Consider the following 14,102-nt stretch of genomic DNA (forward strand, 5'->3'; position numbering starts at 1 on the left):
GTACGTTAAGCTGTAAGGCGAAGCCCTAACCACGCCGCCGGTGGCGGCGGAAACGAGAACGGGAGGTCGGTGTATGAAACGTATTGGGATCGCACTAGCATTCGTGTTCGCGCTCGCATTTGCGGGCGGAGACCAGCTCGTGGTGGCCTACCAGGGCGGGGCCGTGACCCTCGACCCGCACCTGCGCAACGAGACCACCACCCTCGCCTGGCAGCACCACATCTTCGAAACCCCCTTCTTCTACGACCGTGAGGGCAAGGTGGTGCCGGTGCTCGCCACCTCGATCGAGAACACGGACCCCAACACCTGGATCCTCAAGGTGCGCAGCGGCGTCAAGTTCCACGACGGCACCCCGATGACCGCCGAGGACGTGGCCTACTCGATCATGCGGGCGGCCACCCACCCCAAGTCGCAGATGAAGGCCTACGTGGGCAAGGTCGTCTCGGCCCGGGCGCTGGACGAGCTCACCGTGGAGATCAAGACCAAGGTGCCCGATCCGCTCCTTCCCGCGCACCTGGACCACGCCGCGGTGATTCCCAAGGCCTACATGGAGAAGGTCGGGGAGGAGGGGTTCCAGAAGCACCCCATCGGCACCGGCCCCTACAAGTTCGTGGACTGGCTCAACGCCGACCACCTGACCCTCGAGCGTTTCGAGGACTACTGGGGCCCGAAGCCCGACTTCGCCAAGGTGGTGCTCAAGAACATCCCTCAGGGGGCGACCCGCGTGGCCGGCCTGCTCTCGGGTGAGATCGACATCGCCGAGAAGGTGCTGCCGCAGGACTTCGCCCGCGTAGAAAAATCGGGCCGCGCCACCGTCAAGCAGACCCCGGGCGTGCGCATCATCTACGTGGCCATGGACTACTGGCGCGAGTACGGCTCCGAGGGGCTGCCCGAAGGCGCTAAGAACCCCTTCCTCGATCCCGCTGCGCGCAAGGCCGTCTACATGGCGATCGACGAGGAAGCCATCGTCAAGAAGATCATGGGCGGGGCGGCGACCGTGGCCCAGCAGTTCCTGGCCCCGGTGCACGAGGGCTACTCGCCCAAGATCAAGCGCTTCCCCTACGATCCCGAGGGCGCGCGCAAGATCCTCGAGGATCTGGGCTACGGCGACAAGGACGGCGACGGCTGGCTCGAGCTGCCCACCAAGGACGGCAAACGCGTCCCCTTCGAGCTGCGCATCGACGCCCCCAACGACCGCTACCTCAACGACGCCCAGATCGCCCAGGCCATGGCCAGCATGCTGCGCAAGATCGGTATCAAGGCCGAAGTGAACGCGGTGCCCAAGAAGGTCTTCTTCCCCAACATGACCAAGGGGCACTTCACCCTCTACATCGCCGGTTGGGGCTCGATGGACTCGATCAACACCATGCTCTCGATGTTCCACTCCAAGGACGCCGAGGGCCTTTACGGCCGCTTCAACCGCCAGCGCTACCACAACCCCGAGGTCGACGCGCTGATCGAGAAGGCGGCCAGCACCTTCGACCCCACCGAGCGTGACGCGCTCCTGCAGCAGGCCATGGAGATCGCTATGGTGCAGGACGTGGCCTACATTCCGCTGCACTACGAAAACGTGATCGCCGGCGTGGCGAAGGGCATCGAGTTCTCGCCGCGGCCCGATGAGTACCTGCACGCTTTCGAGGCCAAGAAGCAATAGCCCCCTCGCGGCCGGGCCCCGGTGGGGCCCGGCCGCCGGGTTCATGGGCGGCCCCCTTCCATGCTGCGTTATCTGTTCGTTCGCACCGCACAAACCGTCTTCGCCGTCTTCGTCGTCGCCACCCTCATCTTCCTGGGGTTGCAGCTCACCGGCGACCCGATGGAGAACCTCGCGCCGCCGGACATGAGCGCGGCCCAGGTCGAGGAGCTGCGCAAGGCCTACGGCCTGGACCGGCCCGTCTACGTTCAGTACCTGCGCTTCATGGGGCACCTCGCCCAGGGGGACCTGGGCATCTCCTTCCTCTCGGGCGAGCCGGCGCTGCGGCTGATCCTGCAGCGATTCCCCACCACGCTCAAACTGGTCCTCGCGGCGCTCTTGATCGCGGTCTTCCTCGGTCTGCCCATGGGGGTGGGCGCGGCCATTCGCGCCGACACCCTCACCGACCGCACGCTCCGCTTTCTCTCGGTGCTGGGCATCTCGGCGCCCACCTTCTGGATCGGCATCATGCTGATCCTCATCTTCTCGGTCAACCTGGGCTGGCTGCCCTCGTCGGGGCTTTCCAGCTGGAAGCACTACCTGATGCCCGCCTTCACCCTCTCGCTCTACCGCATCGCCCTCTTCTTGCGCATGGTGCGCTCGACGATGCTTGACGTGCTGAACCAGGACTTCATCCGCACCGCCCGGGCCAAGGGGCTGGCCGAGCGCGTGGTGGTCTACAAGCACGCCCTGCGCAACGCCCTTATTCCCTTCATCACCGTCGCCGGGCTGCAGTTCGGCCACCTGATGGCGGGCGCGGTCGTGACCGAGAAGATCTTCGCCATCCCCGGCATGAACCGCCTGGCGCTCGACGCCCTCTACTCCGACGACCGGCCGGTGATCATCGCCTTCATCATCGTCGTCGCGGTGCTCTTCGCGGTCGTCAACCTGATCGTCGACCTCTTCTACGCGATCATCGATCCGAGGGTTCGCTATGCCTAAGAAGCTGCCCTGGTTCCCCATCTTCGTGCTGCTGGCCTTCGTGCTGGCCGCCGTCTTCGCCCCCTACCTGGCGCCCCACGACCCCATGCAGGGCGACCTGATGATCTCGCAGATGCCCCCGGCCTGGGTGCCGGGCGGCGAGCCGGCCTACCCGCTGGGCACCGACGAGCAGGGGCGCGACGTGCTCTCGATCCTGCTCTTCGGGCTGCGGGTCAGCCTGGCCGTGGGGTTCGCGGCGGTGCTCCTCAGCGTGGCCATCGGCACCCCGCTGGGGCTGCTCGCCGGCTACGCCGGAGGCCGCCTGGGCGAGCTGATCATGCGGCTGGCGGACATCCAGCTGGCTGTGCCCACCTTCCTGGTGGCGCTCGTGGTGCTGGCGCTCACCGGCGGCGGCAGCGTGCTCAAGCTGATCCTCGTTATCGGAGTGGTGGGCTGGGCCAACTACGCCCGGCTGGTGCGGGGGGCGGTCCTCAGCGAAAAGGAGCGCGAGTACGTGCTCGCGGCCGAGGCGCTGGGGATGAGCCGCGGCCGCATCATGTTCCGCCACATCCTGCCCAACGTGCTCTCGGTCATCCTGGTGCAGATGTCGGTGGACGTGCCGCGGGTGATCCTGCTCGAAGCCACCCTCTCGTTCCTGGGCGTGGGTGTCTCCATCGAGACCCCGGCGATCGGGCTGATGATCCAGCGCGGCCTCGACTACATCTACTCGGGCGTCTGGTGGACCACCGTGCTGCCCGGGTTGGTGCTCGCCACGCTGGTGCTGGCCACCAACCTGATCGGCGACTGGATGCGCGACGCCTTCGACCCGCGCAGAAGGGCGACCTGACGTGTACGAACCCGTCGTGGACTTCACCCGCCGTCTGGTGCAAACACCCAGCCCTTCGAAGGGCGAGGCCGAGCTGGCCGCGCTGGTCGTGGCCGAGATGCAGGCCCTTGGCTACGACGAGGCCTACGTGGACGCCGCCGGCAACGCCGTCGGCCGCATCCGCGGCCGGGAGGAGGGCCCCGGCTGGCTGCTGCTCACCCACCTCGACCACGTGGACGTCGGCGACGAGGCCAACTGGCCCCATCCGCCCTTTTCGGGTCACGTCGACGAAGCGGGGCGGCTCTGGGGCCGCGGTGCGGTGGACATCAAGGGTCCGCTCGCCGCCACCGTCTACGGCGCGGCCGCGGCGCGCGCGGCCGGCCCGCCGCCGCGCGACGTCTGGGTGGCCAGCACGGTTCAGGAAGAGCTGGGCGGGGCCGGCGCAGCGGGGCTGGTGCCCGAGCTGAAGGACCGGGTGGCCGCGGCGGTGATCGCTGAGCCCTCGACCCTGCAGGTGATCTACGGCCACCGCGGGGTGGCCCGGGTGCGCCTCGTGTTCGAAGGGAGCCCCCACCACGCCGCCCTTTCGCGCAGCGCCGACAACCCCAGTTTTGCCCTGGCCCGCTTCCTCGAGCGCCTGGCCGTGGCGCAGCGGCACCGCGACCCCGTGCTGGGGGCCTCGTCGATCACCCCCACGATCCTGCGCGCCGACACCACTAGCGCCAACCGGACGCCCGGGAAGGTGACGCTGATCCTCGACTGGCGCACGACGGGGGAGACTCCGGAGGAGATGCGCGCGTTGCTCGCGCAGCTGACCCGGGGCATGAAGGTCGAAATCGAGGTGCCGCCGCTGTGGGAGCACGGCGAACTGGAGAACACCCCCGGTGTGCGCACCGACCCCGACCATCCGCTGGTGCGGCAGATGGAAGCGGTGCGCCGGCGCGTCCTCGGTCCCGGCCCCCGCCCCGGCCTCTGGGCTTTCGCCACCGACGGCCGCTACACCCACGCCGCCGGCCTGCCCACGGTCGGTTTCGGCCCCGGCGACCCCACCCTGGCCCACACCGAGCACGAGTACATCGAAGTCGAGCAGCTCCTGGCCGGTACCCGTTACTACAAGGTGCTGGTCCAGCAGTCGCCACACCTCTGACAGTCAGAGCCGCGAACTAAAACCCTAACATTTGAACAGAATACAAAGGACATAATCTTTCACGCATGGTTGTATTAAGATATACCCTGTAAGTGCTTCGTGAGCAATAACGGCTGCTAAAAGCGACTACAGACGTGTTCCGGTAGGATAGGGGTAGCTATGAATGTAGACCTAACAGGAAGCCCATTGGAGGTTTTGGTAGGGCTTGTAGCGGCGTTCTTCTGGTTGATAATGGCCGCCTTGCCGATTGGTGTGGTGGTATACGTTGCCGTGCGGCTTGCACTGGGGGCAGAGCGCAATCGCAGTGGGCGCTCTGATGATTAAACGCGTGAATGCGTCTTTTTGTTCGTAATCGGATAGAGTAGAACAGATCCCTACCATGGGCCGACTGGACAGTCGGCCCAAATATATGATCATACTTAGAAAGAATATCATGCATAACACGTCGTGCGTATTCTAGGTTGCACAAAGCATTGTGCTAAGTCGTGTCTGGGGACGCTCTTACGTATATTGGTGGGAAGTCGGTGCTCTTGTAGATGGAATCGTAGAATCAACTGTAATTAACAATTCGGTTAAGGCAGCGATCACCAAGTTGAAGGAGGCAATCAGGGTCGGCTTAGTTGGCGGAGGGTCCTATCTCAGTTGTGGCGAAATTGTAACACATCCATACGGCGTGCGAGATTACGATGGGCAAATTGGCTACAAGCCTCATTACTACCACGAATGGGACGAGTGGAACACCTTTTACCAACGGTGCGAAACCCGTAGGGAAGGTTACTTCGGCCCCGCGGTGTATTATTAATTTTAGACAGAATACCGTAGGTGATATACGTGGACGAAGAAAGAACTCAATCACACGATACAGGCTCGGATCTGTACGATGCACTGGAGTTGAGCTTCTTGGTGTTGATGGTGTATTGGTTCAAGATCCTTATGCGGATTCCTCCCGACATACCCATAGAGTTGTACGCTGTGGTCGTTGGAATGACGCTGGTAGGCTCATCAAGCTGCAAGTATAACCGAGGCTTGGCTAAGGGGGGATTTTATCTATCCATCCTGTGGTTGGTTGTCAATTACATTTTCTTTTATAATGTTTCTTTCTTTTTTGCTACCGTGATCTACATCATTGAATTGGCGGGGATATGGGGGGCGCTCTATGCGTACAAAGCGCTCCGGCGTTAATTCCCGCTGCGCTACCAAGCCTGCATGTTCGGCTAGCGAGCGGCTCGGTTCCGCTTATGGTGGCTCTATGGACTGCGCACCCGCCACCCGGTCCAAATCGACGTCATAGGTACTTCTGGCAGCGGGGTTCTATCTGAGCAGAGGTTACGGCTGCATCTTCACCGCCAACGACTGCAACACCCACGCCGCCGGCCAGCTCACCGTTGGCACCGGCCCCGGCGACCCCACCTTAGCCCAAACCGAACGCTAGTAGATCGAGGTTGAGCAGCTGCGGGCCGGGGCGAGTTTCTACGCCGCACTGGCGCGACAGGCCCCCTATACTCGAGGTCGTTGGTCAAGCCAGGGAGCGCGGGTAGTCCAGTAGCTGCAACCAAAGAAAGCCACGCAACCCTTACTCGTATTGAAACTTGACATACTTGGATTCGCGCCCAAGAATAGAACCACCAAGGGGCGTTCGGGGCGATGATGCCTGCACCAAGGCCGCCGACTGTTTGGGGGCCTAATGTTGCCAATGGCCTGCCCTTTGCTTTGCCAATTCGCGCCTTCACATCGCGCGTCGTGAACCGGCCCCGTCTGTCTCGCACGGCTCTTGGTTAGCAAAGGGGGTGGAGCGATGTCGGTGGTCAGCGTAGCGTGGAAGCACCACTACAAGATTCTGTTTGAAGCGTTTGCACAAGTACGCTCCAAGCGGCTCTTGCTTGAATCAGGTCTGGAGGGGGCGGGGCGGATCATTTCCCTTAGGGGGTCCATCCGGCCGGAGGATGGTGGGGAAGGCGGCCTTTTGGCAATGGGCTATACAGAGCAACTCGTGCCGAATAATGGCTGGTGGAGGGTTACGGAAAGCCTGCGCCGGACGGCGTCAACCGCCGTTCCCGAGAAGGCGCGCGTGCAAGCGGCCCCTACGCGAGTGGTGTACGAGCCCCCGCTTCCTCGATGGCCCCTGCGGGTCGAAGCAGGGCAGGAGGTCGAAGCGTCAGGAGAGGTGCTCAGCTACGGCGAGCAGGGTTTACTCAGGCGTGAGGCGTACGAAGTAGCGGCCAGGGTGCTTGCGCCGCAGCAGGTGGCCGGCTACCGGGTTCACCCTGTCGTGATCCACCAAACCGTTGCTGGACAGCGCCTCGAAAAAATCTGTTGGCTCGACGAAGCCGGGCTGGAGGTGGCCGTCTACACCCACACGGACCAACCTCCGGCGACGTCGTGGCAGTGGATATTGGACGGGCCTAGGCCCTTGACCTTGGCGGATTTGCGGGAGTTGTTGCGCGAGCTTTTGTGAAACCCCTTAATTTTCATGCGCCGAACTGTGGCTCTGGTCGAATGGTTGTAACAAAGGGAGCTGGTTGGGCGCGCTCATGACCGCCGCGTTCCTGGATGTCCGGGGCGCGGCGGTCCCGCTGGGTACCGACTTAAATGCAGTTGGCAAGCAGGCGTATCGCCTTTGGGCCTATCAGCGAAGCAGCATTCATCAAGGTCGTGTCTCCGCAGGCCGCGACGTACTTCTAGGCAAGCCGATTCTAGAGGTGTTGCGACATTCCCACGGTCGGCTTCGGCCCCGGCGACCCCACACTGGCCCACACCGAGCACGAGTACATCGAGGTCGAGCAGCTCCTGGCCGGAACCCGCTACTTCGCGGCGCTGGTGCGGGAGGCGCCGCCCCGGCTTTGACGGCCTCTTCTTCGGCACAAGGGCTGCTCTGGGTAGGGTGAAGCACTGCCCAGCCTGGGTTGTGGGGGTTCGTCAACATCGATTTTTCGAGCGGCGTGATGGACGCGTTGATTGGGCTGCCGGTGCTGCCGGTCGTCCTGTCCGTCGACCTCGTGGTCTGCCTTGCGGTTCGCCCGGCGCTCGCGAAAGGGCTGGAGGGCACCCGGCGGTTCGGTGCTGAGCAGAAGACCGGCGCGCCGCGCGAAGACGACGGCGTGCGCAAGCCGCTTCGCGGATACCGCGCGGGTTCTTTGATCCGCCGGCGAACCCGCCTGCTTGACATATGTAAGTAAGTAGTTATATACTTAAGACGAACGAGGAGGTGAAGGTCATGAAGAACACGCTGGAGTGGGTGAACGTGGTACTCGGCGGCTGGCTCTTCCTCTCGCCCTGGATCTTCGGGTTTACGGGTAACGCGGGCGCGGCCTGGAGCGCTTGGATCATCGGTGGCGTGGTGCTCATCCTGGCCGTGTGGGCGCTTTCCGACCGCGGCGTCTGGGAAGACTGGGTCAACGCCCTGGCGGCCTTGATCGGGTTCTTCACGCCCTGGTTCGTCAAGTACACTTCCCTGGGCTCGGCCGCGTGGAACATGTGGATCCTGGCCGTGGCCATCTTTGTGGTCGCGCTCTGGGCCGCCTACAGCCCCACCATGAAGACGTCGACCTAGGGGCGAGGGAAGGCGAGGGGAGGGGCTGGGCCCCTCCCCTCGTACGGTTGGTAGGATGGCGAGGAGGACGACGATGCGCAAGGCGATGCGGCTCCCCACCTCCGAACGCCGGAAGCAGATCGTGCAGGCGGGGCTCGAGCTCTGCCGCAGGTACGGTATTTCTTCCCTGCGCACGGAAAAGATCGCGCGCAAGATCGGCGTGACGCCGGGTGCGCTCTTCCGCCACTTCCCCTCGAAGGCCGCGATCCTGCGGGCGATGGCCGACGAGCTGCTGGACCGGCTCGAGCGGGCCACGCCCCCGGACGACCTGCCGCCCTGGGCGTGGATCGAAGCCTTTGTCATGGGCCGGGTGCGCATCCTCAAGGAAGACCCCGAGGTGCGCCTGCTGTTCTCGGACGGCTTTCTCGTCGCCCTGCCCGAGGAAGCTCAGGACGACGTGCACCGCGCCTTTCTTCGCGCCTGGGAAAGGCTGAACGAGCGCATCCGCGCCGCGCAGGCCCAGGGCCGCGTCCGGGCGGACTTGGAGGCGCACGAACTGGCCGCTGCGGTCGTGGGCCTGGTTCAGGCGGTGCTGCACCCCCCGCTGGCCGACCTGCCCGAGTGGAACACCCCCGAGGCAGTCTGGGCGACGACGCAGGACCTGCTCACCGTGCGCGAACCGGCCGCGCGTTCCTAGAGACGCACGGCACGGGGAACCGGCCGCGGCGGGTGCCGCGGCCGGTTCTTGGCTGAAAGCGCCGGGGTAGGATCCACTCACTATCCCCCAGCAGCCCCCGCTCCCTGGCTAAACGGATTCGGCGCCGTTCTCGATGGAAAAATCCATCCTGTCCCTCAGCGACACGCCCAGCGCTACGCGGACGGGCTTGGGTAGGATGGCCGCCACTTGCTGGCGACCTTGGCTAGGGCCGGTTCGATCAAACGGGCCGGGTTGGTCGTTGGCGTGGTTTCCTTACCGCAAAGTACGGAATCCCGCCAAGCCTCAACCGAGTCGGGCGCGGGCCTCGGCAGCCAGGATCGAGTTCCCAATCCCTTTCTTCATCCAGGCATCAGACCGTTCTCATGAAGACGCGAAGGATGAATCCTGCGCTGCGCGTTCCGGCCCACAGGGTGTACCCCCTTTCATTGCCGCCTTCTCGACGAGGGGGTCCTTCTTGCGCTCGGTCGGCCAGACTTTTTGCCACGTTTGGACCAGGTACAATAAGTTCCGGAAATCCCCAAGCCTACTAATTTAGCAGGGTCCAGCAGCTGAAGAAGTCCACGAAAGATACACAGTGGATACAATACAAGCAAAGCTACTATGCTAAAATCTGTAACACCTTGACAACTGGCTAGAGGGGGAGTAGCCTTTGTGTAAGAACCCGGATTTGTGTTGTTGGGAGAGTGTGACGTTTATTCCGAACCTGGGCATATTTACGTAAAGACAGCCACGCAGTATGAGGAAAGAGGGGCCGTGGTTGGATGTTGCGGTATATGCACGATGAGCTTTTCTTCAAGAAGTCAAGTGTTCGGAAAAGATCAGGTAGCGCTAGGGCATTGTTTGAATACGACCACACCCGCTCAGAATGTGAGGCTGATGAGATGAGGCTTCGTCGCGTACAAATAATCGCAGTACTTGCTATCGTCGCCGGCATCTTTCTGGCAGAAGCAACGACTGGGGAAAGCAAAACTCTTTCAGGTGCGTATTGTGTCGGTAGCAATGCCTATTACTTAGACTTTAATTTATTTCTCCGGGATGATAATATGCCTACCGCACAATCAAATAGCCAATGCGATGTTGTGATCCATCGCGAGTGCACAACTAGCTCATGGCATGAAACGGGACTTGACGCGTGCATGTGGGCACTGCCGTGTATATGGGCATACATGGTTGAGGAAGAAAGGGAGGTTACCTGCAGGTATACGTGTGAAAATGGGTATTCCTACACGGAGACACGAACCGAAAACGAGTGGCATGCAAAAGGCTGTTGCTGGCTTGGAGTTCCGAATTCGGTTCGAGAAAAGCAGAAGGAACCAGAGGTTGCGCCGTGAATAAAGGGATAGGGGCCAGGTCTTTGGCCGCGGGGTGAGCGTCCTGCAATGCGTGACGTGCAGGCGTACAATTCCGCCGCAATTGTTTGTGCCGAAGCCAAAAGTTGTTTTGGATAAGCAGTAATGCTTGAGTCATCAACGCCCTGGGCTACGCGTTCCACTACGGTTGCCGGCAGGTGATGCGGCTATGAGCGTTCGTTTGGGAGGTGATCCCCTGGATGCCTCGCTCTTGACGTTGGTGACGCTCCTTTTGGGCTTGCTGGAAGCCGACCTTTGGCATCGCCGTCTACCTTGCTATCCGCTTGGCGTTGCCCCGCGAGGTGTTCACCAAAGGATCCGAGAAGTCAGCCTGCGAGAACGATACCGAGATGTAGACCTCGCCGTCGCAACTTCCCTCTTGGATTTGCAGGTGGTCTAAACTCTGGCAGCGCAAGGGTTTGAGGCATAGCGGTTCTCCGTGCGTCTGGTTGGGTGAAGCGTCGAACCCAAGCATGCGGTTGCGGTAGCGCCGCCAGGATCGGCCGGTTTCAGTATCCCCCCAGCAACCCACGCTCCTTGGCCGCGCGCACGGCGCGTCCGAAGACCCAGAGCCCCACGATCAGGTAGACGAAACCGTTCAGCAGGCCCAGGCCGAAGACGACCGGGTCGAAGGCCTCGCCGCGCGCCATCAGCGCCCGCAGCTGCCCCGCCCCGGTGGTCATGGGCAGCAGGTAGCCGGCGAAGCGGAAGAGGCCGTGCAGCTGCTCGAACGGGGTCATGATCAGGAACATCAACACGAACTGGAACAGGTTGAGGAAGGCCTGGATGCGCTTGAAGAGGAGCGCGAGCGCGCCGAGCAGGAAGCCCAGCCCGTAGGCGCCGAGGAGCACCGCGGCCAGCGGCGCCAGCGCCGACCAGGAGAAGTCGAGCCGCACGCCGGTGAGGAGCATGATCAACCCCAGGATGCTCAGGTTGAGGCCGAGGGTGAGGAGCAGCCCGGCGACGTTGCGGGCCATGTAGACGCGCCCGGGGCCGAAGGGGCTGAGGAAGACCTGCTCGAGGGTGCCCTCGCGCGCCTCGTTCATCAGCCCCCAGCTGAGGTCGCCGATGGCGAAGAGGGCCAGCGTCCAGAGGACGTAACCCACGACCAGCGCGTCCAGGCGGTCCCCGAACTGCGCCGTGGGGCCGGCGATGTACTGCGCCCCCAGGAAGAGGCCGTAGAAGATCATCGTGATCACGATCAGCTGCCCCACCATCTCCATGGGGTAGCGCCGCAGCATCAGCAGGCTGCGTTTGAACTCGACGGCGATCACCCTAAGCATGCGTTTCCTCCCGAATGAGTTTCAGGAAGACCTCGGTAAGGTCGGCGCGGTCCTTCTCCACCCGCAGGATGGGCAGCGGGCGCAGCGCTTCGAGAACCGCCCAGAGCCCCTCGGGCGATCCGACGAAGACGATGCGGCCGTTCAGGGGTTGGGCGCCCAGCTCGGCGAGGCGGCCGCGACGCGCTTCGTCCAGCTCGCCCTCCACCTCGATCTCGTACTGATCGCCGGAAAAGCGGGCGAGCAGGGTGGCCGTGCGGTCTTCGGCGACGATGCGCCCCTCGCGGATGATGGCCACCCGGTGCGAGAGCTGCTGAGCCACGTCGAGCTGGTGGGTGGTGAGCACGATCGCCTGACCGTCGTCGGCGAGCTCGCGAATGAGCTGTTTGACGGTCTCGGCGGCCTCCACGTCGAGGCCCAGCGTAGGTTCGTCGAGGAGCAGCAGCGCCGGCTCGTGAATGAGGCTGACCGCGATGGCCAGCTTCTGCTGCATGCCGCGGGAGAGCTGCTGGGTCAGGGCGTTCTGTTTGTGGGTCAGCTCGAAGCGCTCGAGCAGCGCCTTCCCCCGGCGGCGCGCGACCGCCGCCGGAAGCCCCTTGAGCACGCCGAAGTACTCGAGGTTCTCGAGGGGCGTGAGCCGCCAGTAGACGTTGCGGTTGCCCTCGAGTACGGCCCCCAGCTGCCGCAGCGCCCAGGGGTCGCGGTGCGGGTCGCGCCCCGCCACCCGCACCGAACCGGCATCGGGCCGGATCAGGCCGGCGATCATCTTGATCGTGGTCGTCTTCCCGGCGCCGTTGGGGCCCAGAAACGCCAGCACCTCCCCGCGGTCCACGCGCAGGTGCACCCCGTCGACGGCCCGGGTGGTCTTGCCCCGGCTGCGAAAGGTTTTGTCGAGGCCTTCTGCAACGAGTACAGCCACGTTCACCTCCGGTTCTTAGCTAGTGTAAACCGAAGGTTTAGAGAATGTCAAGTAACAGTTTACGAATATTGTTTCACGGCCTCGACGAACGCCTTCGCCCAGGCGGGCAGGTCGCCGGGCCCGCGGCTGGTGATCAGGTTGCCGCTGATCACCACGGGTTCGTCCACGTACTGTGCGCCGGCGTTCGTCAGGTCGTCCTTGATCGAGCGGTAGCCGGTTAGGCGCCGGCCCTTGATCACGCCGGCGCTGATCAGCACCCAGCCGGCGTGGCAGATGGCGGCCAGGGGTTTCCCGGCGTCGTCGACGGCGCGCACCAGCTCGAGCACCGCCTCGCTGCGCCGCAGCCGGTCGGGGGCGTAGCCGCCGGGGATGACGAGGCCGGCCAGGTCGGACGCCTTCACCTCGGAGGCCGCGGCCGTGGCGCGGGCCATCCAGCCGCTCTTGGCCTTGTACCCCCGCGACTCGGGGCCGATGACCACGGGATCGAGCCCGCTTTCCTGCACGCGGTAGAAGGGGTAGATGAACTCGCGTTCGTCGAAGAGCTCTTCGATCAGAATACCGACCTTCATGGGGCACCTCCCGTACGTAGTCTAGCCGCGCGCGGGGGTTCGGTCCCCGCCCCCGCACACCTTTGCGAACAGGTCGTGCAGCACGTTGGCGGTCAGCCCCCAGACGTCGCGGCCGCGCCAGGGGTAGTGCCAGACCCGGCGCCGCAGCCCTCCGCGTTCGCGCCACTCGCTCCAGGCGGGCGCGCGCGCCAGCTCGTCCAGCGGGACCCAGAGCACCTCGGCCACCTCCGCGGGGTTGGGGGTGAGCTGCGGGCGTTCCCGCAGCCAGGCCAGGACCGGGCGCACGTGGAAGCCGTGGGGGCTCGTCACCGCCGGCAGCTGCCCCAGGAGCTCGGCCAGGGCGGGCTCGAGCGCCACCTCCTCCCAGGCTTCGCGCAGCGCCGCCTCCTCGGGCGTCTCCCCGGGCTCGAGGCTGCCCCCGGGGAAGGCGATCTGGCCGGCGTGGCTGGGGAGGTTCGGGGTGCGGACGGTGAGCAGCAGCTGGCCGTCGGGCGTGAAGGCGACCAGCACCGCCGCGGGCCGGAACCCCGGGGGGGCGGCCAGATCGGGCGGGGGCGCGGCTACGGCGCGTTCGAGCAGAGTTCGGAGAGCTTCGCCCTGAGGGCAACCTCCGGGTTTTCCTTCGCGGCCGCGAATAGCTTGACCACCTCCCACAGCGCTTCCGTCAGGTCGCCGCGCTCGAGCGCCCGCCGGGCCGCGGCGCGGCTCGCGGGCAGCTCCAGCTTGCGCGCCAGCTCGTAGCCGCGCGCCAGCGCGGGCAGGCTCCTGGGCACCTTCTCGCAAGGGGCCTGGGGGCCCCGCTTCTCTTCCTTTTGCTTTTCCCAGTTGGCCAGCACCTCTTCGGGGGTGTGGAGCTCGCGGTCCCCGAAGACGTGGGGGTGGCGCTCGATCAGCTTGTCCACGATGGCGCGCTCCACGTCGTCGTAGCCGAAGGTGCCCTCCTCCTCGCCGATGACGCTGTGGAAGGCCACCTGCAGCAGCACGTCGCCCAGCTCCTCGGCCATCTTCGCGGGGTCGCCCTCCGCGATCGCGTCCACCGCCTCGGCCGCCTCCTCGAGCAGGTAGGGGCGCAGGCTCTCGTGCGTCTGCTGGCGGTCCCAGGGGCAGCCGTCCGGCGCCCGCAGCCGTCGCATCACCTCGAGCAGCTTCTCCAC

At 64.4% G+C, this 14,102-nt stretch carries 15 protein-coding genes; 10 read left to right on the forward strand and 5 right to left on the reverse strand.

Annotated elements, in window-relative coordinates; all coding sequences use genetic code 11:
• The first annotated feature begins 73 nt into the window (after window positions 1-73).
• From OCEPR_RS02545 to OCEPR_RS12190, 10 genes are all read left to right on the forward strand, one after another.
• Window positions 74-1,654, forward strand: coding sequence for an ABC transporter substrate-binding protein (locus OCEPR_RS02545; RefSeq protein ID WP_013457141.1), 1,581 nt, complete (start codon window positions 74-76; stop codon window positions 1,652-1,654).
• 60 nt (window positions 1,655-1,714) lie between these two features.
• Window positions 1,715-2,632: an ABC transporter permease gene (locus OCEPR_RS02550; protein WP_013457142.1), complete on the forward strand. Its 918-nt coding sequence runs from the start codon at window positions 1,715-1,717 to the stop codon at window positions 2,630-2,632.
• Window positions 2,625-3,458, forward strand: coding sequence for an ABC transporter permease (locus OCEPR_RS02555; RefSeq protein ID WP_013457143.1), 834 nt, complete (start codon window positions 2,625-2,627; stop codon window positions 3,456-3,458). The genes OCEPR_RS02550 and OCEPR_RS02555 overlap by 8 nt, the downstream gene beginning before the upstream one ends.
• Window position 3,459: 1 nt before the next feature.
• Window positions 3,460-4,584 carry a M20 family metallopeptidase gene (locus OCEPR_RS02560; protein WP_013457144.1) on the forward strand — a complete coding sequence of 375 codons (1,125 nt, stop codon included), beginning with the start codon at window positions 3,460-3,462 and terminating at the stop codon, window positions 4,582-4,584.
• Window positions 4,585-5,415: 831 nt separating this feature from the next.
• On the forward strand, window positions 5,416-5,766 hold the full coding sequence (locus OCEPR_RS02565; protein WP_148229253.1) for a hypothetical protein: 351 nt from the start codon (window positions 5,416-5,418) through the stop codon (window positions 5,764-5,766).
• A 613-nt stretch (window positions 5,767-6,379) separates the two neighbouring features.
• A complete protein-coding gene (locus tag OCEPR_RS12755) occupies window positions 6,380-7,039 on the forward strand; it encodes a hypothetical protein (protein ID WP_148229254.1) in 660 nt (219 codons plus the stop codon).
• Window positions 7,040-7,293: 254 nt separating this feature from the next.
• Window positions 7,294-7,428: a M20/M25/M40 family metallo-hydrolase gene (locus tag OCEPR_RS13215; RefSeq protein ID WP_148229316.1), complete on the forward strand. Its 135-nt coding sequence runs from the start codon at window positions 7,294-7,296 to the stop codon at window positions 7,426-7,428.
• 98 nt (window positions 7,429-7,526) lie between these two features.
• Window positions 7,527-7,760 carry a hypothetical protein gene (locus tag OCEPR_RS02575; RefSeq protein WP_013457145.1) on the forward strand — a complete coding sequence of 78 codons (234 nt, stop codon included), beginning with the start codon at window positions 7,527-7,529 and terminating at the stop codon, window positions 7,758-7,760.
• Window positions 7,761-7,798: 38 nt separating this feature from the next.
• A complete protein-coding gene (locus OCEPR_RS02580; RefSeq protein ID WP_013457146.1) occupies window positions 7,799-8,134 on the forward strand; it encodes an SPW repeat protein in 336 nt (111 codons plus the stop codon).
• 73 nt (window positions 8,135-8,207) lie between these two features.
• The gene (locus tag OCEPR_RS12190; RefSeq protein ID WP_013457147.1) at window positions 8,208-8,810 is read left to right on the forward strand and encodes a TetR/AcrR family transcriptional regulator; all 603 of its coding nucleotides are present in this window, start codon (window positions 8,208-8,210) and stop codon (window positions 8,808-8,810) included.
• A 1,879-nt stretch (window positions 8,811-10,689) separates the two neighbouring features.
• Here the strand turns inward: OCEPR_RS12190 and OCEPR_RS02590 are convergent.
• Genes OCEPR_RS02590 through OCEPR_RS02610 form a run of 5 tightly spaced genes read right to left on the reverse strand, consistent with a single transcriptional unit; the run spans window position 10,690 to window position 14,102 of the window.
• Entirely contained in the window at window positions 10,690-11,463 is a 774-nt protein-coding gene (locus OCEPR_RS02590) for an ABC transporter permease (protein WP_013457148.1), read from the reverse strand.
• Window positions 11,456-12,379: an ABC transporter ATP-binding protein gene (locus OCEPR_RS02595; protein ID WP_013457149.1), complete on the reverse strand. Its 924-nt coding sequence runs from the start codon at window positions 12,377-12,379 to the stop codon at window positions 11,456-11,458. The genes OCEPR_RS02590 and OCEPR_RS02595 overlap by 8 nt, the downstream gene beginning before the upstream one ends.
• Window positions 12,380-12,438: 59 nt before the next feature.
• Complete coding sequence (locus OCEPR_RS02600; protein WP_013457150.1) at window positions 12,439-12,948, reverse strand: type 1 glutamine amidotransferase domain-containing protein; 510 nt, start codon at window positions 12,946-12,948, stop codon at window positions 12,439-12,441.
• Between the two features lie 21 nt (window positions 12,949-12,969).
• Window positions 12,970-13,491: an NUDIX hydrolase gene (locus OCEPR_RS02605; RefSeq protein ID WP_049773569.1), complete on the reverse strand. Its 522-nt coding sequence runs from the start codon at window positions 13,489-13,491 to the stop codon at window positions 12,970-12,972.
• A gap of 17 nt (window positions 13,492-13,508) precedes the next feature.
• Complete coding sequence (locus tag OCEPR_RS02610) at window positions 13,509-14,102, reverse strand: MazG family protein (RefSeq protein WP_013457152.1); 594 nt, start codon at window positions 14,100-14,102, stop codon at window positions 13,509-13,511.

Origin of the sequence: Oceanithermus profundus DSM 14977 (assembly GCF_000183745.1) — a bacterium.
Taxonomy (GTDB): Bacteria; Deinococcota; Deinococci; order Deinococcales; family Marinithermaceae; genus Oceanithermus; species Oceanithermus profundus.